We start from the raw sequence: 18,949 nt of genomic DNA, 5'->3' as shown, positions 1-18,949 counted from the left end.
TGGCACTTCAAAGGTTTTCCCTCGCCTGTCCCTTCCCTACCCCCAGGAGGCAACATGCGGATTCTAACGGTTATTCTGATGGTGGCTTGGGCAATTCCGGTTTGGGCAGGATGTCCGTTGACTTCGGTAAAGATGACCACGAATCCGTGCCTGGACGTGGTAGTGACGCGCACCACGCCGACCTTGTCGTTCCTCAATGCCGAGGGTGGCGACGGAGCCAGAAAGTACCAGGTGCAACTGGACGTAGCGGACACATTTTCCACCAAGGCTTTGCGCCAATACACGGTGCTGGAAGTTGCGGGCTCCAAGGTTTCGGCCTTGCTTGTTCCTTCTGCAAAACCGCTGGCCGATAAGAGCCGCTGGTGGTGGCGCGTACGGGCTGTGGACAAGAGGGGCAATATCGGCCCTTGGGCTGTGAGCCGGTTTTTCGTGGACACGCGCAGTGACGACGCGTTCGTGCCCCTTACCCGGGCGGTGCCTGTGAGCGTGAAGGTTTCCAGCGGTTCGGACGCAGGCAACCTTGTGGACTATTCGGACCAGGGGCTGGCAACGCAGTGGCGGTCCGCGCCTCCGGGCGATCCTGTGCCGTGGGTGGAGCTGGACATGGGCAAATCCGTTGCAATCAGCCGGGTGTGGATGCTGGCGGACTTTGGGGACAATGACGGCTGGCCCAGAAATTTCCACTGGCTGGCAAGCGACGACGGCAAGAGCTGGAGCAAGGTGCAGGGACTTGGCGTAAGCAAGGCAGACACCTATCGTTTCCTGCTCGACAGCACACCCACTACGGCGAGATTCTGGCGGTTGGAAATAACCGAGTGGACAGGCTATGCCCCGGCTCTGAATGAAATTCTGCTGTACTCGCCCGGCATGCCTGCCGTTCCCGGCGCACCGGACACTCCGTACATTCTGGTGGTGGGCAACCAGCACGATGGTGCAACGTTTACGTTGTTGAGCCAGAGGATACAGGAAGAGGCAAAAGGGCTAGGTCACCCGGTCCATATCCTTCAGGTGCCGCACTGGCAGGTAAGCATGGACATGTTCAACAGGCTGGAGCACAAGCCCGTTGCCATTGTTTTGTCCGGAAACAACGCAGACTACAACAATCTGCCCATGTTCGCCTACAACGGGGAATACGAGCTTATCCGCAAGGCTCCGGTGCCGATTCTGGGCATCTGCGCGGGCAACCAGATGCTGGCTTTCCAGGCCGGATATACGCGCGTGCGTTCCATGGGCTGGTCCGACATTACCGCCATGCAGAAGCCGAACGAATACACGAAACTGCACACCGTGGTGAACGACCCGCTGTTCGCGGGACTGCCCCAGCCGTTTACCGCTGCCGAAGTCCATGGCTGGGCTATTTCGGAAATCACTCCGGGATACGAGCTGGTTGCCGAGTCGGGCTATATCCAATCCATCCGCCGCAAAGACGGCATGCGCCACGGGGTACAATTCCACCCGGAAATAAAGGAGCCGTACAACCAGGGGCAGCCGGTGCTGAAAAACTTTTTGCGCCAAGTGCTTACCAAATAGTGAAAGGGACCGAGTTGCACAAAGTTTAAATAATAAAAGTTTTTGGAAGGGGAAGAACGAGGGGAAAACCTTGGAATTATGGCCGCGCGATTTTTGCTCCCAGCTTTGTTGCAGCTTTTTTCGTTTCGCGGACCGTATTGATCATACTGGTCTCGCTCACGAAATTTGCTGCGCCTCGCCGGAAACAAAACTTACACGGCCTGGAAAGACGGCTTAAAAAAACAGAACTTGCTCCAAATATAACTGACCTTAATTATAAAAGTTTTTGGAAGGGGAGCGCGAGGGGAGAACCTTTTTTCAAAAAGGTTTCCCCTCGCTCTTTCCCCTTAGGCAACACAGCTATCATGCCTTTTTCAGCGACCTTACAAGGAGAAGACATGCGCGTCATCATAACAGGCGGCAGCGGCTTTATCGGCTCGGCCCTTATCGAGGAGCTGACAGCTTCGGGCCACGAGCCAATCATCTTGTCACGCAATCCCGAACGCACAGGCGCCCGGTTCAAGGGCGAGGCCGAGGCGGTCTTTTGGGACGGCCGGACAGCGAACGGATGGGGGCAGCTGGCTGAAGGCGAGGCCATTGTGAATTTGGCTGGCGCGAACATCGGGGCGGGCCGCTGGACGTCAAAGCGGAAAGAAGTCATCCGGAACAGTCGGGTGAATGCCGGACAGGCCGTGTGCGACGCGGTTGCCAAGGCGGAGATAAAGCCCAAGGTGCTTATCCAGGCATCGGCAGTAGGTTGGTACGGGCCGCAGGGGGCCACTCCCGTGGACGAGAACTCAGCCGGACCGGGCCAGGGTTTTCTGGCATCGGTATGCAGGGATTGGGAAGCGTCCACCAGGGAGGTGGAAGAGGCGGGGGTGCGCCGGGTGGTGATACGCAGCGGCGTGGTTATCGACAAGGACGGCGGCGCGTTGGAACAGATAATGAAGCCCTTCCGCTTCCATGCGGGGGGTGTCATCGGCCACGGACGCCAGGGATTCCCATGGATTTACCGACGCGACGAAGTGCGCGCCATCCGTTTTCTGCTGGAACACAAGGAGCACGCGGGCGTTTATAATCTCTGCGCTCCCGCCCTGGATTCTTTCAGGGACTTTCTGATAGGCTTGGGTCGCGCCATGCGTTCCCCGGCCTGGTTTCCGGTTCCGGGTTTTGCCCTGCGCGCCGCATTGGGGCAGATGGCGGAGGAGATGCTGCTTTCAGGGCAATTTGTTCGTCCTTCCAGGCTGTTGGAGTCTCAGTTTTCCTTTGAATGCGAGTCGCTCAACAGACTGCTTGAACAGCTGTTCAAATAACCTTTTTACTTTTTGCATCTCCCAAGGTATTTTGAAATTTAAAGTTCGAAAGAATGATTGGAGCCAGGAACCAATGGAGAACCAGTCGTGAATCGTATGAACGCCCGAAACAAGTTGCGGGAACACAATTCCCGTGCAGACAACTCCAATCAAAGCCAATCCATGAAGGTCATGATTGTAGAGGATGAAGCGATAGTGGCTTTGGACATCAGGAACCGTCTGATGAACATGGGGTATACGATCACCTCTGTGCACTCCACGGGTGAAAGCGCGGTGAAAGCGGCGCTGAAGGACCAACCCGACCTGGTTCTCATGGACATCATGCTGGACGGCCCCATGGACGGCATTGAAACAGCGGGGGCAATTCGCAAGGAACAGCTGGTTCCCATCATCTATCTTACCGCCTACGCCGACGACACAACCCTGCAGCGGGCCAAACTGACCGGCCCGTTCGGCTATATCATCAAGCCGTTCGAGGACAGGGAGCTGGCCATCAACATTGAAATGGCCATGTACAAGCACCGCATGGAAGTGCGCATGCGGGAGAACGAGCGCTGGCTGGGAACCACCCTGAAAAGCATTGGCGACGGCGTCATAGCCACCGACCCTGAAGGGTTCATCCGTTTCGTCAACCCAGTGGCCGCCCTGTATCTGGGCACGCAGAACGGTGACCTGACCGGCAAAAAGCTGACATCGGTTTTTCAGCTGGAGCAAATGAACAGCCCGTCGCATGAACGCCCCACTGCCCAACCCGGCCCCGGTATCCCCGAAGACGGCGACTATTTGTTGCTGGGGCACGAAAGGAAAATCCCCATCAACCTGAAGGTTTCCCCCATTCAGGGAAACCAAGGCATCTTGCGCGGATCGGTCATCGTGTTCCGTGATGAAACCGAGCGGTTCGAGAATGAACGGGCTTTGCAGCTCAGCGTGGAGCAACTGACGGCCACGTTGCAGGAAACCGTCAACGCCCTTGTGGCGACATCGGAAAAACGCGACCCCTACACGGCCGGACACCAGCAGCGCGTGGCCGAACTGGCCTGCGCCATTGCCAAGAAGGCGGGTTTAACCCCGGACGAATGCGAAGGCCTGCGCGTGGGGGCCCTGCTGCACGACCTGGGCAAGATTTATGTTCCAGCGGAAATTCTTTCCAAGCCTTCCCGGCTTACGGACATGGAAATGGGCATTATGAAAACCCACTCGGAAGTGGGCTTCGACATCGTCAAGGCCATTCCCTTCCCCTGGCCTGTATCCCGCATGGTTCTGGAACACCACGAACGGCTGGACGGAAGCGGCTACCCCAACGGGCTAGATGGCAGCTCCATTTTGCGGGAGGCGCGCATCATCTCTGTGGCCGATGTGGTGGAGGCCATGTCGTCCCACCGCCCCTACCGGGCCGCGCTGGGTGTGGAACGTGCATTGGGCGAGATAAAGCGCAACCGCGGCGTGATGTACGAGCCGGAATATGTGGATATTTGCCTGGAGTTGTTTAGCAAAGGGTTTGCGTTTACTCTAAGCTGAAAGCGGACGTTTTTACGTCCACGAAGAACACCCCCGCAAATTTACAACCCGGTCCGGCGCCATGGCAGAAAAAATTCTCATAGTTGACGATGAAGACGGAATCCGTTTTTCCCTTCGTGGCATCCTGGAAGACGAGGAATACGAGGTTCAGGACGCGCAGAACGGAGAGGAAGGGCTGCAAATTTTTTCATCCTCCCCGCCAGACCTGGTTTTTCTCGACATCTGGCTGCCCGGCATGGACGGGCTGGAAGTGCTGGATGCCATGCGCAAGGCATCCCCCGACATTCCGGTGGTTATGATCTCCGGCCACGGCAACATAGAAACCGCGGTCTCGGCCATCAAAAAAGGCGCTTTCGATTTCATAGAAAAGCCCCTCTCCCTGGAAAAAGTGGTGATTACCGCGGCCAAGGCTTTGGAATTCTCCAAACTGCGCCAGGAAAACATCGAACTGCGGGCCCGCATAGATACCAGCCAGACACGCCAGCTGACGGGCAGAACAAAATCCATAGAACTTTTGCGCGGACAGATAGAACGTGTTGCCCCCACGGACGCCTGGGTGCTGATTACCGGCGACAACGGCACGGGCAAGGAAATCGTGGCCCGCATGATCCACGGCCACAGCCGCAGGGCGGACAAGCCCATGGTGGCGGTGAACTGCGCGGCCATTCCCGAAGAGCTCATTGAAAGCGAATTGTTCGGCCACGAAAAAGGGGCCTTTACCGGCGCGGAAAGCGCCAGCGCAGGCAAATTCGAGCTGGCCGACAAAGGCACGCTGTTTCTGGACGAAATCGGGGACATGAGCCTGAAGACTCAGGCCAAAATCCTACGCATTCTGCAGGAGCAGCGCTTCGAACGTGTGGGCGGACGCAAGACTCTGGACGTGGACGTGCGCGTCATTGCCGCCACCAACAAAGACCTGGCCGAGGAAATCAAGCAGGGCACCTTCCGCGAGGACCTCTACTACCGGCTCAAGGTCTTCCCCCTGGTGGTTCCACCGTTGCGGGAACGGTCCGAGGACATTCCCCTGCTCATCGACGAATTCGTCTCCAGCTATGCGCAGGAGCAGGGATTCAAGCCCCTGGAATTCGACCGCAAGGCCATGGCCATGCTGAGCGCCTACCCCTGGCCGGGCAATGTGCGCGAACTGAAAAATTTTGTGGAGCGCATGCTCATCATGTACGCGGGGACAAAGGTGGCGGCGGCCGACCTGCCCCCGGAGTTTTACGGTCCGGAACCGGTGGCGCATCAGGCCAGTCTGTTCGAGCCGTACAACCCCAAATCCGATGTTCTGCCTTCGGACCTCAAGGCGGCCCGCGCCCTGTTCGAAGCCCGCTTTCTGGAAGCAAAGCTGGCCGAATGCGGCGGCAACATCTCCAAGCTGGCCGAAACCGTGGGCATGGAACGCTCGTCCCTGTACCGCAAGCTCAAGGCCTACAATATCCAGACGAGCGAATAGCCGTTGCCAGCCCCACTGCAAGACGTTTGATTCAAAAATGCCGATTCCTGCCGGGTCCGACCTTCTTTCACCGCAACCGCGGTGCACTTTTCCGCAATCACCTATCCACTGCACGGCGGGTGCGGTTGGTGAACAGGGCAGGTCGGAAAAGACCTTGCTGTCTGCCGCACCGGAAAACACCAGATAGGTTCCGTACCGACCCAACCAGAACCATTCCGAACCAAATCGAACCCAACTCGAATCAAACGGGGAAACGACCCGGCGGTGGGGCTGCTGTTCAGCGCACTCTGGCAGCTCACGCTGGCGTAAACGCCCTCCCCTTTCCGGATCTGCATGGGAGCGCAGGCAACAATGCGCTTGTCGTCGTGCAAGGTGAACTTTACATGAGTATCTTTTTCCAAGCACCAGTCAGCCGCAAAATAGTTTCCGCTTTTTTGGCAATAATTTGCATTTCCCTACCCGATAAATATGTGATAAGCGATTTCCTGTTTTACAGAGAAACACAAATACAGAGTGCAAAACCCAAATAATCCAGCCCTCCTGTTTTCTCAAAAACAAAAAAGCTGTTTTCAATGCTCTGTCTTTTCAAGCCTGTGCAAACGGACAAGGCCAGGAGTTCTCTATTTATGCGGCTTCATAACATTCCGTGCCGTGTGCAACGCCGGATAGACTAACCTATGACAACACCGTTCCGAATGGAGAAGCTTGCCAAGCTTCCCCTGTCATATGGCGCCATTTACAAAATCCTGCTCGATAGACGCAGCCTCCCGGACTACGTCTTCTCCTGGCTCAAACACAGCGGATTCGGGGACGCCATCCTCATTATTCAGCGTGGCCTTTCCTCCACGCTTCCACTCATCATGGTCGGGGCGTTCGTGCTCATGCTCCGCAACTTTCCGGTGCCACAGTTTCGGATATTGCTGAGCCGGGTGCTTGGTCCCGAGTGGCTGACCGTTACGGAAGACATTGTCGCAGGCTCGTTCGGAATTGCCGCCCTGGCCGTTCTTTTCTCCATAAGCGGCACCATGGCCCGACACGCCAACCAAAAGCACAGAGACACCTTTGTCTGCCCCATCCTTGCCGGCATCGTCTCCCTGTCCTGCTATTTCATCATCGCCCCGCACGATGCCACCATGCTGCGCCCTCTCTTTTCCCTGGACAGGGGCCTTCTTTTTTCCATTGTCATCGCCTTTTCCAGCTGTGGCCTGCTGCTGCGGCTGGCGCGAATAAAAACTCTGCAGATGCCGTTCAAGGATACCGGGCACGACCCCATCATCCGAAGCACCCTCACGGTACTGCCCGCCGGTACCGCAACCATTGCCGCGTTCGGCATTTTCAAGGCCGTGCTGGTCTTTTCCGGACTGCCGGACATCCACACGCTCATCACCCATTCGTTCATCCCGCTCGTCACTCACCTGGGCGAACTCGGCTTCAATATCCTGTATGTGTTTTTCTCCCAGCTCCTCTGGTTTTTGGGCACGCACGGCCCCAACATGCTCTTTGCCATAGAGCAGAATGTCCTGGTGCCCGCCGGACAGGCCAATGCCGATGCCATTGCCCATGGGCTGCAGCCCGTCTTCATCATCACGAAGTCGTTTTACGACACATTTTCCAGCGCTGGCGGCTCGGGAAGCACCCTGAGCCTGATCCTGGCGATATTTTGGAAGAGCAAAAACACAGGCAACCGCAAGCTCTGCTTTTTCGGCATGTTTCCAGCACTCTTCAATGTCAACGAACCGCTGCTGTTCGGGCTTCCCCTTATTTTCAACCCCATCTACCTCATCCCCTTTCTGCTCACCCCCCTGCTGCAGTCCCTTGCGGCCTACGGCGCAACAGCCATGGGCATCCTGCCCTACACCGCAGGCACCATACCCTGGACAACGCCCGTACTCTTCAGCGGGTACCTGTCCACAGGCTCCCTTATCGGCCCCCTGTTCCAGTTGGCGCTCATCCTGCTCGGCGCACTTCTTTATGCGCCCTTTGTCGAGCTGGACGACTCCATTCAGGAAGAACAGGGACGGCAGAACATGGCCGCACTGCTCAAGGCGGCCTCGGGCTGTGCACCGGGCCCCCACGGGCAAAAATGCATGGGATTGGGAGGAGAACAGGGAAGGCTGGCCAAAACCCTTGCCGGAGATCTGGCTACGGCCCTGAAACATGGGGAACAGCTTTATGTGGTTTACCAGCCGCAATTCAATGGCACCGGGGACCACATCATGGGCGTGGAAGCACTCCTTCGCTGGAAGCACCCGACCTACGGGATGATACCGCCGCCCATTACCGTGGCCCTGGCGGAAGATTCGGGAAACATGGACAAGCTGGGCATGCTGGTGCTCTCTGAAGCCTGCGCCCACCGCGCGGTCTGGCGGAAGACCGTTTCCGAACACATGCGCATAGCGGTCAATCTGTCACCGCATCAGCTGCACAACACAAACCTGGTGCACAATGTCATGGCCGTGTTGCAGAAAACGGAACTGCCGCCGTCGCTTCTGGAACTGGAAATCTCCGAATCCTCCATTCTGGACCCCACGCCCACACTCATGGACACGATTACCCGCCTGCAGAAGCTGGGAATACGACTGGCTATCGACGACTTCGGCATGGGCCACACCTCGCTGCGCTGCCTGAAGGCGATTCCCCTGCATACGCTGAAAATCGACCGCAGCCTGACCATTGGAGAGCCGGGAAACATCAACGACCAGATCATCCGCAGCATTATCGACCTCGGCAACACATTGCGCATGACAACCATCATCGAAGGCGTGGAAACCGGCGAACAGGTGGAACGATTCAGAAAACTGGGCTGCGATTTCTTTCAGGGATTTTTCTTCAGCAGACCTGTTCCGGCGGAAGCCCTGTACGCTTTGCTCAAGCAGACGAAAACAGCGGCCGTTCAGAGCCTGGCAGGGTAGACAGCCCCGCTTCACCTCAGGACGACTCGCCCTTTCCGCCCGAAGGCCGGCCACGCTTTCCCTTGGGAGTCTCCATCTGCAGTTTTTCGAGCTTGTAATAGAGCGTAGTGCGCGGAATTTTCAGAATCTTCGCGGCACGGGCCATGTTGTTGTCCGCACTTTCCAAGGCCTTGCGGATCGTCTCCCGCTCCACTTCCAGGGAAATGGAGGCGACCTCCTCCAGCGTATTGACGCACGGGGAGTCGGGCTCCTCTTTCGGCTCGCAAAAGACATCCACCATAAAGGAAGTATCCTCCAGGGTGATGGTCCCATCGTCCGAGAGAACCACAAGGCGCTCGATGATGTTGCGCAGTTCGCGGATATTTCCCGGCCAGGCGTAGTTTTTGAGTACACAGATGACCTGCGGCGCAATGTGCCGAATGCGCTTCCTGTTTATTTTCGCATAATACTCAAGGTAGTGGTAAATAAGGACCAGAATGTCGTCCTTGCGCTCCCGCAACGGCGGAATGCACAGGGAAAAGACGTTCAGCCGGTAATAGAGGTCCAGCCGGAACGTTTCTTCCTGCACCATCTGCTCTATGCTGCGATTGGTGGCCGCAATGACCCGCACGTCCGTGCTTATGGGCCGGGTGCCGTTGATTCTGTAAAATGTTTTGCTCTCCAGAACCCGCAACAGCTTGGCCTGCATTTCCAAAGAAAGTTCGCCGATCTCGTCCAGAAACACGGTGCCGCCATTGGCAAGTTCAAACTTGCCCGGCTTGCCCGACTTCAAGGCCCCGGTGAATGCGCCCGATTCGTAGCCGAACAGCTCGCTTTCAATGAGGTTTTCGGAAATGGTGCTGCAGTCGATGATGATGTACGGGCCGTTCCTGCGCTCGCTTTCCATGTGTATGGCCTTGGAAAACAGCTCCTTTCCCGTACCGCTCTCGCCGGTAATGAGGACGGTGGCGTCTGTTGTGGATATTTTTCTGGCCAGGGCGGTCAGCTCACCAAACTCCGCGCTCTTGTAAAGGATGTCGCCAAAGCGGAGCACCTCGTTACATACCCTCCCACCACAGGAAGAAGATTCCTCCCCTCCTCCGCAGCTCAGCGCCCGGTAGGTGCTGGCGCACGACGGACCCATTTCCCCAACATCATAGTCTATGGTTATGGCCCCGCGCACAACCTTGTTCACAATGATGGGCGTTGCACTGACGAGCACTGTCCCGCCGCTTTCCGCATGGGTCTCCATGCGGCACAGGGTTGTTTTCTCTTTCAGCGCCATGGGCCCGAGCGCATTGGGGAAATAGTCCCAAATGCTCTTGTTGCGTATGTCCTCCGGCTTTATGCCGTACAGCTTTTCTCCGCCCTGGTTCCAGTATTTTACAAAGCCTTCCGTGTTTATGATGCAGACGCATTCCCTGGCTTGGTCAAAAAGGCTCTGAACGGAAAGCTCCCATCCGAAATCATTTGCGAACAGTCTTTCGGCTTCTGTTTTCAAGCGTTCCATCCCATTACCTCCGGGCAATCGCGGCAAATCGCGTCCGCGGGAAAATCCAGCGCCAAATAATTTTTCCGGGGATCATTTTTCCGGGGATCATTTTTCCGGGGATCATTTTTCCGGGGATCATTTTTTCGGGGATCATTTCTTCGGGGGATATTTTCATAGGCGGACGGCCATGCACGCATACCGCAGCCCCCGGAACATGAGACAAGGCATGAAGTGGAGCATATGACAGGACGCGGGTCATGCTTCTTTCTCCTGTGAAGGGCAGGACGTCAGCCCGTACTCCTCCAGCCTGCGGTACAATGTGGCCCGCGGAATTCCGAGCAGCCTGGCGGCCTTGGCCTTGTTGTTTCCCGTACGTTGCAGAGCCTTTTTGATATTGTCGCACTCCATGCCGCGCACCGACTGCTGCCACTGTGCCGGGGCAGGTTGTCCGGGTTCGTCCGCATTGAGCTTTTCCAGAATGAAACCGGGAATGTTTTCCTTGCAGATCACGCCGTCCCTGTTGGTCACCACCAGGTTCTCGGCCACATTCATCAGTTCGCGGATGTTTCCCGGCCAGCTGTAGGCGGTCAGAATATCAATGACCTCGCGCTGCACTTCCTTGATGTTCTTGTCGTTGTTGCTGGCAAATTCACGGAGAAAGCGATCCAGAAAAAGCGGTATGTCCTCGGGACGTTCGCGCAGTGCCGGAAGGTTTATCTCCACCACGTTGAGCCGGTAATAGAGGTCCTCGCGAAACGTGCCTTCCTGGACCATGGTCTCCAGCGACTTGTTTGTGGCCGAAATGATCCGCACGTCCACCTTGATGGTCTTGCTTCCCCCCACGCGCATGACTTCACGGTCCTGCAGCACGCGCAACAGCTTGGCCTGCATGCACAAAGGCATGTCGCCTATCTCGTCCAGAAAGAGCGTGCCCTCGTGGGCTACCTCGAAAAATCCGGCCTTGCCCTTGCGGCTTGCGCCGGTAAATGCGCCGGGCGTATAGCCGAAGAACTCGCTCTCAAACAACTCGGAGGGGATGGCGCTGCAGTTTATGGGCACCATCAGCCCACTGCGGGCGCTGAGTTCGTGAATTTTCCGGGCAAAAACCTCCTTGCCCGTGCCCGACTCGCCCGTGATGAGCACATTGGTGTTGCAGGGCGCTATCTGACGCGCCAGGACCACCTTTTTGACCAGTTCCGGATTGGAGCCGATGAACCCGCCCCAATTTCCCGTCATGGACTTCATTTCGTTCTGCAAAAAGACAAGGCGCGACTCGGCCTGCTCCAATGCCATGTAAAGATTCTTGAAGTTGGCGTAGTCCCGGTCGCTGGAAACTGCGCCGCAGAATTTTCCATTCACGTACAGGGGCTGCGCATTGGCAAGGATGTAGGTGCCCTCGCGGGGGCTGTGGCAGACGTTTTCCACCGCTTTTCTGGTCTGCATCACCTTGTAGACAATGGCGTCGGGGAAAAACTCCAGAATATTACGGCCAATGATCTTTTCGGCTTCAAGTTGGTAGAGTTGCTCGGCGCTTTTGTTCCAGACCAGGACGATTCCTTCCTCGTCTATGGCGCATACAGCCTCGTACACGCACTCAAGAACAGACGCCATTTGCTGAAGGCAAAGCGTATCCAACCTATACCCACCGGACGGAGAAGAGATGCAATCAGTCATCAAGTACTCCACTTCTGTTTTGCCGCCCGCCTGGGATTACCCATATCCCCGGTATACCTGGCCCCTCAGGCCGCCGCTGCAACAAGGAAAAAGGTGTCGTTCTTCCTTTTACGGCTTGAAATCCAATGATCACCGGGCGGCACGCGTTACCGCGTGAATCGTAAGGCTCTTTCCCCCCAAAAAATCCGCGTCTGGTCCGGCGGTGATGGTTAACCCAAAACCATGCTCGCCATTCCAACAACTGCGGATCATATGTACAATGCGTCCTGCCAATATGAATGTGCAATGGGATACAGCGGACGCACGATTCAATTGCCGATCCATTGCATACTTCCAGTCTATTTTTTAATTCTTTTGCTATATTTCACTCTGCAGATTTTCAAAAAATCTGCTTTCGTTAATGCCATCTTTTAATTTTTAAGATCATACATTTCAAGAAAGAAAATTTTTAACATTTATTCTCTCGATATTATAAAAATTAACAAAAAATATTTATTGAAAGAGCAAGCCTTATTGTGGCGTCCTGCAATCATGGCGGCCCTCACCTGTCCCTCATAACCGCCGGGGTCTCCGTTCCCATCTCCTTGAACAGCCGAACAAAAGAACGGAGACCTCCGGAGGTCAGGACAATGAACACACCACCCCGTCCCGGTACTCATTGGATGTAAGGGCCACCTGCATGTTGGCCAGATCCATGATGGAACGGCAACCGGCGTATCCCGCCGGTTGGGTTGGAAAAATTCCTGTATCGTACATGCAGCCCAGTCCGGAGACCAACTTCACCAAGGCGACCCTGGGAAGCCCGCGCCGGACGATATCCCAGGACGTGCGGCTCTGTGCGGCATGGGAGCTTTCCATGGAGCGCAGATCGTTGCGCACGGCCTGCACCAGTTCGTCGCAGGCCACATGCGCCGCCATGATGCCTTCCCTGGTGCGGCCCGCACCGTCCTTGAAGGTCACGTCCACATGCAGGATACGGTCGGTTTCCGACGGCGTTCCGCGCATGCCCAGCTTGACCTTGTCGCTCAGCACGCCCACGGCACAGCCCAGATTGCTGGGCTGAATTCCGCCAGCTTCCGCACCGGTCAACAAAACCTGTACGCCGGACAGCACGTGCGTGACGCCCTCGCCCGGTTCGCCACAGACCTTCACCGCAATGGGCGCGAAATCGAGAATGGAGTTCACGAAAAAATCATGATGGCCGGGTTGGACCACCTGGAGGGTTATGGCTTCCAGGTCCGGATGACGCGCCAGAATGGACGACACGTCCGAGCCGACCGTGACCACGCCTTCGCTATAGCCGGGGGCTGTGCCCGTGCGCACCTCGCGCGTTGCAAAGGTTCGGGTGATCAGCCTGCGCAGTTTCTTCACCTCGCGCAGCCCTGTGCCTTCAAACACGCCCCGCTTGCGCATCTTGTTCTTCAAAATGGCCATGGCCTTGATTGCATCCAGCGGCACGGCCGTGTTCTCCGCCATCACCGTGGTTTCTATGCCCAGGGAGTTCTTGTTGTAGTCGATGATGGAGTCCATGTACTCGTTGGTGACGACAAACGACGCCTGGTTGCCAACGAAACTGAGGCCCACGGCCGGGATGCGCCGTTCCCCCAGGGCTTCGAGCACAGAGGTGAAATCGATATGGCTGTTGCCCCAGCTGTCTATGGAAACGATGACGCCGTCGACCCGCATGGTTTCCATCAGAACCCCGGAACGTCTGGCTACAAACCGCTTCTTCCCAAAGACTTCCGGCGTGCCCTGCAGCACAACGCCAAGAAAATCGATTTCCTCGTCTGCGCAGAAGGTTTCAACCAACGGATCACGAAAATGATGGAGTGTGGTTTCTTTGCTGGAGGGTCCCATGCCCATGGCGTTGTTCTCCCGGTGTTGAAGACGGTTTGCATACGGCCGATTGCCAAGCCAATTTTCACCGCCGGGGCCGGACATGCCCCGGCGGGGTCTCCCGGCGGACGACTGGCATCCGCCGGGAAGGAGGCTGGCTTTCCTACACGTTGTGGCGATACTCGTAAGGAAGCATCTTGGTTTCACCGAACTTGGTCATCTCAACCACGCACTGCAGGGAATCCTTGAGGATGTTGGTCTGCATTTCCTTGTTGTTGGGCTCACCGGCGTTGGAACCGATGGGCACATGCGCGGCCGCAATACGGGGAGCGCCCTGCTGCTTGGCAATGGGAGGCAGTGCCGCAATGATGATGGTTGAAACACCGGCTTCCTCAATTGCGCGCTGCACGATGGTGGCGGACCTGTGGCAGGTTCCGCAGCCGCCGGTAAGCAGCACGATGTCCACGTCGTTTTCCTTGAAGATCTTGGCAATGGCGGGACCTGTCTCGTTGCGGAACTTGTTGACGTTGCCGCCGCCACCCATGAAGCCGATAAGTACCGGGGACAGACTGCCGATGAAGCCTTCCTTGACCAGCTCGTGCAGGCGGTCGATAGGCAGCATGGCGTTGACGTCCTTGTTGATATCACTGTTGTCGAAACCGCCGTGCGTCACCATCAGTTCGGACGACGGGGTGTCGATGGGGATTTCGCGGAAGGTGAAGTCCCCTGCCGTATGGAAGGGCGTTTGTGTCTTGATGTGGATGCCGCCGGCAGTGGCGAAGCCGACCTTGCACTGGCTAAGGGGCTTGGTCAGGGGCGTCCATACAGGAGCCGGCGTCGTAGGAGCAAATACTTCTGATTTCATGCCGGGTGCGGTTGTCAATTGCATATCGCTTTCTCCTCATGATGTGCCTGCTTGGGTAAAGTTTGGGCACAGCTAATGTAGATTTCCACGGGATCGTTTTCAGCCAGGGGGTATTCCGTAAAGACGGACCGCAAGGGGAGGTGCAGCACCCCCATTCTCCCTTTAAGTTCGATAACCACGCTCATTTCGGTGACCTGAACGACCTTGCCGGGCAACAGTTTGGGGGTGAGCATCACTTCCATGACGTTACCCGATGGTGTCGGCGATCTTCTGGTTGGCGTCGATGACGTCCTGGTTCCACCTCTTGTCTGCGGCAGCCACGGGAACACCGGCCAACTTGTTCTTGAGCATGAGAATAGCGCGCTTCGCGTCGTCGGCAGTAATCGTGTTCTCGCCGAGGAGTTCGGATTCGAAGCCGCCTTCGTCCTTGTTCACTTCGACCATGGCATCCATGTACTTGTTGCCGACAACGAGCTGGCCCTGGTACGCGGCGTAGGTCATGCCGACGACCTTGATGCCGCGCTTGCCGATTTCCTGAATGTTCTGTGCGAAGTCGATATGGTTGTTGCCGAATCCTTCCGTGGTGACGATGGCGCCTTCAATGGCCATGGTGTCGGACAGTGCGCCCAGACGCTTGGATACGAAGGTCTTTTCGTCGTTGACCTGCGGGCTGCCGATAAAGGCGACGCCTACGAGATCCAGTTCCGGATCGGCGGCCAGGCCTTCCAGCACGGGTTCACGGAAGTAGTGGCGGGTAATTTCCTTGGAAGCGGGTCCGATGCAGGTAAGGGCATGGATGCCGCCGTCGCGCACTTCATTGATCGAAAGAACGACAGGCACGTTGCCAAGGTCCACGTTCTGGCGGCCACCGGGAACACCGGCAGGTTCTGTGGGCAGCATGACGTTGTCGTGCATGGCGCCCTGGCCCATGATTTCCTTCACCAGCAGCACACGCGGACGGCCGTGGCGCTTGACATGTTCGCAGGTATCCACCTTGACGGCGTCGCCAGCGGGCAGGCCCTTGAGGACCTCGCGGATTTCCTGAATGATGACGTCGCAGGCCTTGTGCGCGGCGTAGGGTCCACGACGTTCCATACCGGTCTTTTCCTGCAGCACGGTGTGCACGCGGACCATGATGTCCTGCGGATCGGGGCAGCCGGGCTTGCCGTAGATGATCTTTTCATCCAGGAAACCTTCGCAGGAACCGAACTCGTGCACCTGCACGCCGGTTTCGTCCACGCCGGTGAGGATGAAGACCATGTCGTTGAGGATATGGGTGATGCCTTCGCCCAATTCGCCTTCCACCTTGGTGGCCACGGGAATGACGTCCATGATGGTATTGGAATGAACGTGGCGCTTATCCACGGGGATGATGTCCATCTCCACCTTTTTGACCAGGGGGCTGGCCTGCAGGGCGTCCTTGCACAGGCCTTCGCGGATGGTCAGCACGCCGTTTTCAAAGCTCGTCTTTTTGCCCAGTTTCACGCTCTTTACAGCGTATTCGCGTTTGATGAGGGTTCCGATGACTTCGTCTTCGATCTTCGGTGCCGCCTGTCCGCCCGCAACCGGAGCGGCCGAGCCGGAAAAAATACCGGCAGGCAGGGTCAGATCCAATCCGCTGATCTGATCGGCCACGATGCGGATGGTACCGGGAACAGTGCTTGTACTCACAACGGATTCTCCTTGGTCATTCGTAGAGGTTGATTCCGGGGCCACGCCTTCCAGCAGATCGGCCGTAAGGTTGGTCAGCCCGTCGATGTCCTTGAGCAGTGTCGCCCCAAGAACCTGGCCTATGGTCAGGGTGTCGGGAGTCAGGTTGATGAGTCCCGATTCGACCATATCCGGAAAGATGCTCGGATCTTCCAGGTCCGAAGGAGCGATGGCGGTACCCTTCGTTGTCCGGCAGCAGACCACTGCCGGGGAGTCTTTGAACTGAAGGGCCAGTTCTCTGGTAATCGACATACTTGTCCTCCATGGTTTTCAATTAGAGTTGTTCGCTATATTTCGCCGTATGCATGTTCACTCGTTGACGGGCAGACGCCGGATGAGGGAATGGCCCATGGTCCGCATGACGTGGTCGGTCTGGTGGTAGACGGGAAGTTTCAGCTTGGGAGCGACGCACATGACGGTATTGGTGCAGTCGCTGCAGTTCCCCACCAGAAGGGCGCGGGCGCCTTCCTTGTAAAGTTCCATGATCTTTTCGGCCTGCCCCGGACAGTTGCCCGGATTTTCGCACTTAAGCGTGCCCCGGACGTCCTTGGCCTGCTTGCAGCAGCGCACGGACACCACATTCGCATCCATCTTGGCCGCTATGTCGCGCATGCGCTCTTCGTTCCCGCCGCAGGCACAGACCAACAGGCCAAGCGGCTGCTTCACGCGGGGAAATTCCATGGTCACGATGATTCCGCCGGTGGTCTTGGTGATCACGTCGCCGGGCTGCACGGCCTTTCCGGTAAAGGGACCGCCCATGATGATTTCGCCGTATTCCCCGTCAAAACCCCCTGCCCGGTCGATAAGCTCCCGAACGGTGGTGCCGATGGGCACGTCCATGAAGACCCGCAAGGTCCGGCCGTCGCCGATCTTTCCCAACACGGTGACGTTCTTGGTCATAACCGGGCGGAGATCTTCCACGGCCCGGGTAATGCAGGCCAGGGTTTCGACGTTCAGCACCACGGCACCGGCGGCCGCGGGAAGCTGGTCCACGGCAAGGGTTGTTCCCAGAACTTCGCGCACCACGGCACGTTCCTCGCCCATGGGGTACAGGTCGGGCAGCTCGTGGATGGTGATGTTGTCGTCGGGTTTGAGCACCTGACGGAACGAGGCAATGGCCTCCGCATTCTTCTGCTTGATGGCCAGCACGCCGTGCGCCGCATTGGTGGCTTCCATGGCGTACTTCATGCCCCGGTACAGAATGCCGGGATCTTCGGTGATCTGCTGGATGTTATGGCCAAGCAGAGGTTCGCATTCCGCGCCATTGGCCAGGATGGTTCCTCCGGCCAGATCGGTGGACAGCTTTACGTGCGTGGGAAACCCCGCACCGCCCATGCCCACGATGCCCGCGGCCCGGACCTTGTCCACAATGCTGCCTTCATCGGGGATGGGATCGAACCCGTCTTCGATGGAAGGGTCGTAGCCGATTTCGATGAAGGTTTCGGAAATATCAATGACGCGGCCGCTGACGCTGGCGTGAATGTCTGCTCCCAGCCCTTTGGCTCGGGCAACGACAGCGCCTCTCCTGATGGTTTCACCGATTTTCACAACCGGTTCGTCCGGTGCCCCGATATGTTGCTTCAAAGGAAGCTTGTAGGTAGTGGCCAAAAGAGTACCTCCTGTACGTATGCGGCTCATGTAATTGAAGATTTTCTCGAGAGCCGCCCCAAGGTCTTGCTCTGGATTTAGCAAAGCATGTGCCACGTTTTTCACAAACGCCAAATTTCAGGAGGATTATTTTGCAGATTTCCAATTCGAGGAGGGAAAGAAGACCGCCATGACCGGGCAGAAGCAGGCCCCAGATATACAGTGTAATGAACTGGAATAATTAATTAAAATAACAACACGGCGTATAAGGCCAGAAGATGCCGCCCTGTGGACAAATAAAACCAGCACCTGCCAGCCAAAAGAAACACAGAGATTGCTCTCATTTTTTTCGAAGATCGTGGACAGTGGACACATGGACGGAGGGAAGTGTCCACTGTGACATCATAACACACTTTAATTTTTATCTTTTTTCAATGGACACCCCTTCAAAAAGTCACCAACAAAAACACGTCCACGTTGGAGGCAAAGGACAGCAGAACACGCACAACATGCTGTTTTCACTTATCTTATGGAGAAGAAACAAAATGGAGCATTGTCTTGTTCAAATGGACGTTTCAGGTGTCCATTTTGAGACACATGTCTCACGACGGACACCTTGCGCGTCATCCTGAACAGGCCGGATCATCCCAAACAGGCCAGACAGGCCGGGCAGGCCGGACAGAAGGATGCTGTCCGCTCAAAGCAGAGCTGCATTTTGCCGAGGAAAGGAAAACAGAAGAGAAAAGGAAAAAGACAATACAAGACGTGGCCCGGCAATCACCAGGGTCTGTCTCGCCTTTGGGGAAAGCGGGAGGAATCCCGCACGGATGGGGAAGAAGGAAGGGAAAAGAGTCCGGAGGGCTTGGGGTGGAAACGGGCGGCAAGGAAATTCCCGTTTCCAAGTGGAACCGTATATGCCGTTGCGCCGCAGCCATGACAAAGCAGGACAAAGCTGCAAAGCAACGAACGGGGGCAGGGAGGCGCCCCCCGGACTGTGTGGGATAAAGCAAGGCACATGCCAACAGGTACGTTCCCAGACCGGCTGCAAACGGTTCGAGAGCTGAAAAAAATATTTGAAAATCAGAAGGATGTGGCCCC

The 18,949-nt window shown here is 56.7% G+C and carries 13 protein-coding genes; 5 read left to right on the top strand and 8 right to left on the bottom strand.

What is annotated here, in order from left to right; translation table 11 throughout:
* The first annotated feature begins 54 nt into the window (after window positions 1-54).
* The 5 genes from ACI0FJ_RS15640 to ACI0FJ_RS15620 all read left to right on the top strand — a co-directional run bounded on the left by ACI0FJ_RS15640 (window position 55) and on the right by ACI0FJ_RS15620 (window position 8,708).
* Window positions 55-1,530, top strand: a complete 1,476-nt coding sequence (locus ACI0FJ_RS15640; protein WP_424304844.1) for a glutamine amidotransferase-related protein — start codon at window positions 55-57, stop codon at window positions 1,528-1,530.
* 377 nt (window positions 1,531-1,907) lie between these two features.
* The gene (locus ACI0FJ_RS15635; protein ID WP_424304842.1) at window positions 1,908-2,822 is read left to right on the top strand and encodes a TIGR01777 family oxidoreductase; all 915 of its coding nucleotides are present in this window, start codon (window positions 1,908-1,910) and stop codon (window positions 2,820-2,822) included.
* Window positions 2,823-2,993: 171 nt separating this feature from the next.
* Complete coding sequence (locus ACI0FJ_RS15630) at window positions 2,994-4,340, top strand: HD domain-containing phosphohydrolase (protein WP_424306583.1); 1,347 nt, start codon at window positions 2,994-2,996, stop codon at window positions 4,338-4,340.
* Window positions 4,341-4,401: 61 nt separating this feature from the next.
* The gene (locus tag ACI0FJ_RS15625; RefSeq protein WP_424304840.1) at window positions 4,402-5,796 is read left to right on the top strand and encodes a sigma-54-dependent transcriptional regulator; all 1,395 of its coding nucleotides are present in this window, start codon (window positions 4,402-4,404) and stop codon (window positions 5,794-5,796) included.
* Between the two features lie 677 nt (window positions 5,797-6,473).
* The gene (locus ACI0FJ_RS15620) at window positions 6,474-8,708 is read left to right on the top strand and encodes an EAL domain-containing protein (protein WP_424304838.1); all 2,235 of its coding nucleotides are present in this window, start codon (window positions 6,474-6,476) and stop codon (window positions 8,706-8,708) included.
* A gap of 16 nt (window positions 8,709-8,724) precedes the next feature.
* Here ACI0FJ_RS15620 and ACI0FJ_RS15615 read toward each other — a convergent pair whose 3' ends face one another.
* From ACI0FJ_RS15615 to prdC, 8 genes are all read right to left on the bottom strand, one after another.
* Complete coding sequence (locus ACI0FJ_RS15615) at window positions 8,725-10,197, bottom strand: sigma-54 interaction domain-containing protein (RefSeq protein WP_424304836.1); 1,473 nt, start codon at window positions 10,195-10,197, stop codon at window positions 8,725-8,727.
* A gap of 4 nt (window positions 10,198-10,201) precedes the next feature.
* Window positions 10,202-10,438, bottom strand: coding sequence for a hypothetical protein (locus ACI0FJ_RS15610; RefSeq protein WP_424304834.1), 237 nt, complete (start codon window positions 10,436-10,438; stop codon window positions 10,202-10,204).
* On the bottom strand, window positions 10,435-11,853 hold the full coding sequence (locus ACI0FJ_RS15605; protein ID WP_424304832.1) for a sigma 54-interacting transcriptional regulator: 1,419 nt from the start codon (window positions 11,851-11,853) through the stop codon (window positions 10,435-10,437). Before ACI0FJ_RS15605 ends, ACI0FJ_RS15610 begins: the two co-directional genes overlap by 4 nt.
* 621 nt (window positions 11,854-12,474) lie before the next feature.
* Window positions 12,475-13,716 (bottom strand): glycine/sarcosine/betaine reductase component B subunit, encoded by a 1,242-nt coding sequence (locus ACI0FJ_RS15600; RefSeq protein ID WP_424304830.1) that lies wholly within the window; start codon window positions 13,714-13,716, stop codon window positions 12,475-12,477.
* Window positions 13,717-13,852: 136 nt separating this feature from the next.
* Window positions 13,853-14,578 (bottom strand): D-proline reductase (dithiol) protein PrdB, encoded by a 726-nt coding sequence (gene prdB / locus ACI0FJ_RS15595; RefSeq protein WP_424304828.1) that lies wholly within the window; start codon window positions 14,576-14,578, stop codon window positions 13,853-13,855.
* Window positions 14,569-14,796: a CBO2463/CBO2479 domain-containing protein gene (locus ACI0FJ_RS15590; RefSeq protein WP_424304826.1), complete on the bottom strand. Its 228-nt coding sequence runs from the start codon at window positions 14,794-14,796 to the stop codon at window positions 14,569-14,571. Before ACI0FJ_RS15590 ends, prdB begins: the two co-directional genes overlap by 10 nt.
* Before the next feature lie 4 nt (window positions 14,797-14,800).
* Window positions 14,801-16,516 (bottom strand): D-proline reductase (dithiol) proprotein PrdA, encoded by a 1,716-nt coding sequence (gene prdA, locus ACI0FJ_RS15585; protein WP_424304824.1) that lies wholly within the window; start codon window positions 16,514-16,516, stop codon window positions 14,801-14,803.
* Window positions 16,517-16,573: 57 nt separating this feature from the next.
* Window positions 16,574-17,872, bottom strand: coding sequence for a proline reductase-associated electron transfer protein PrdC (gene prdC / locus ACI0FJ_RS15580; protein WP_424304822.1), 1,299 nt, complete (start codon window positions 17,870-17,872; stop codon window positions 16,574-16,576).
* Window positions 17,873-18,949: the final 1,077 nt, after the last annotated feature.

Source organism: Desulfovibrio sp. 7SRBS1 (assembly GCF_049723905.1).
GTDB lineage: Bacteria > Desulfobacterota > Desulfovibrionia > Desulfovibrionales > Desulfovibrionaceae.
Note: the sequence above shows the minus strand (reverse complement) of the source record. Positions and strands in the feature narration are given on the sequence as shown.

Coding starts and splice junctions, on each gene's coding strand:
- ACI0FJ_RS15640 (WP_424304844.1), top strand. CDS start 55: ATGCGGATTCTAACGGTTATTCTGATGGTGGCTTGGGCAATTCCGGTT.
- ACI0FJ_RS15635 (WP_424304842.1), top strand. CDS start 1,908: ATGCGCGTCATCATAACAGGCGGCAGCGGCTTTATCGGCTCGGCCCTT.
- ACI0FJ_RS15630 (WP_424306583.1), top strand. CDS start 2,994: ATGATTGTAGAGGATGAAGCGATAGTGGCTTTGGACATCAGGAACCGT.
- ACI0FJ_RS15625 (WP_424304840.1), top strand. CDS start 4,402: ATGGCAGAAAAAATTCTCATAGTTGACGATGAAGACGGAATCCGTTTT.
- ACI0FJ_RS15620 (WP_424304838.1), top strand. CDS start 6,474: ATGACAACACCGTTCCGAATGGAGAAGCTTGCCAAGCTTCCCCTGTCA.
- ACI0FJ_RS15615 (WP_424304836.1), bottom strand. CDS start 10,197: ATGGAACGCTTGAAAACAGAAGCCGAAAGACTGTTCGCAAATGATTTC.
- ACI0FJ_RS15610 (WP_424304834.1), bottom strand. CDS start 10,438: ATGACCCGCGTCCTGTCATATGCTCCACTTCATGCCTTGTCTCATGTT.
- ACI0FJ_RS15605 (WP_424304832.1), bottom strand. CDS start 11,853: ATGACTGATTGCATCTCTTCTCCGTCCGGTGGGTATAGGTTGGATACG.
- ACI0FJ_RS15600 (WP_424304830.1), bottom strand. CDS start 13,716: ATGGGCATGGGACCCTCCAGCAAAGAAACCACACTCCATCATTTTCGT.
- prdB (WP_424304828.1), bottom strand. CDS start 14,578: ATGCAATTGACAACCGCACCCGGCATGAAATCAGAAGTATTTGCTCCT.
- ACI0FJ_RS15590 (WP_424304826.1), bottom strand. CDS start 14,796: ATGGAAGTGATGCTCACCCCCAAACTGTTGCCCGGCAAGGTCGTTCAG.
- prdA (WP_424304824.1), bottom strand. CDS start 16,516: ATGTCGATTACCAGAGAACTGGCCCTTCAGTTCAAAGACTCCCCGGCA.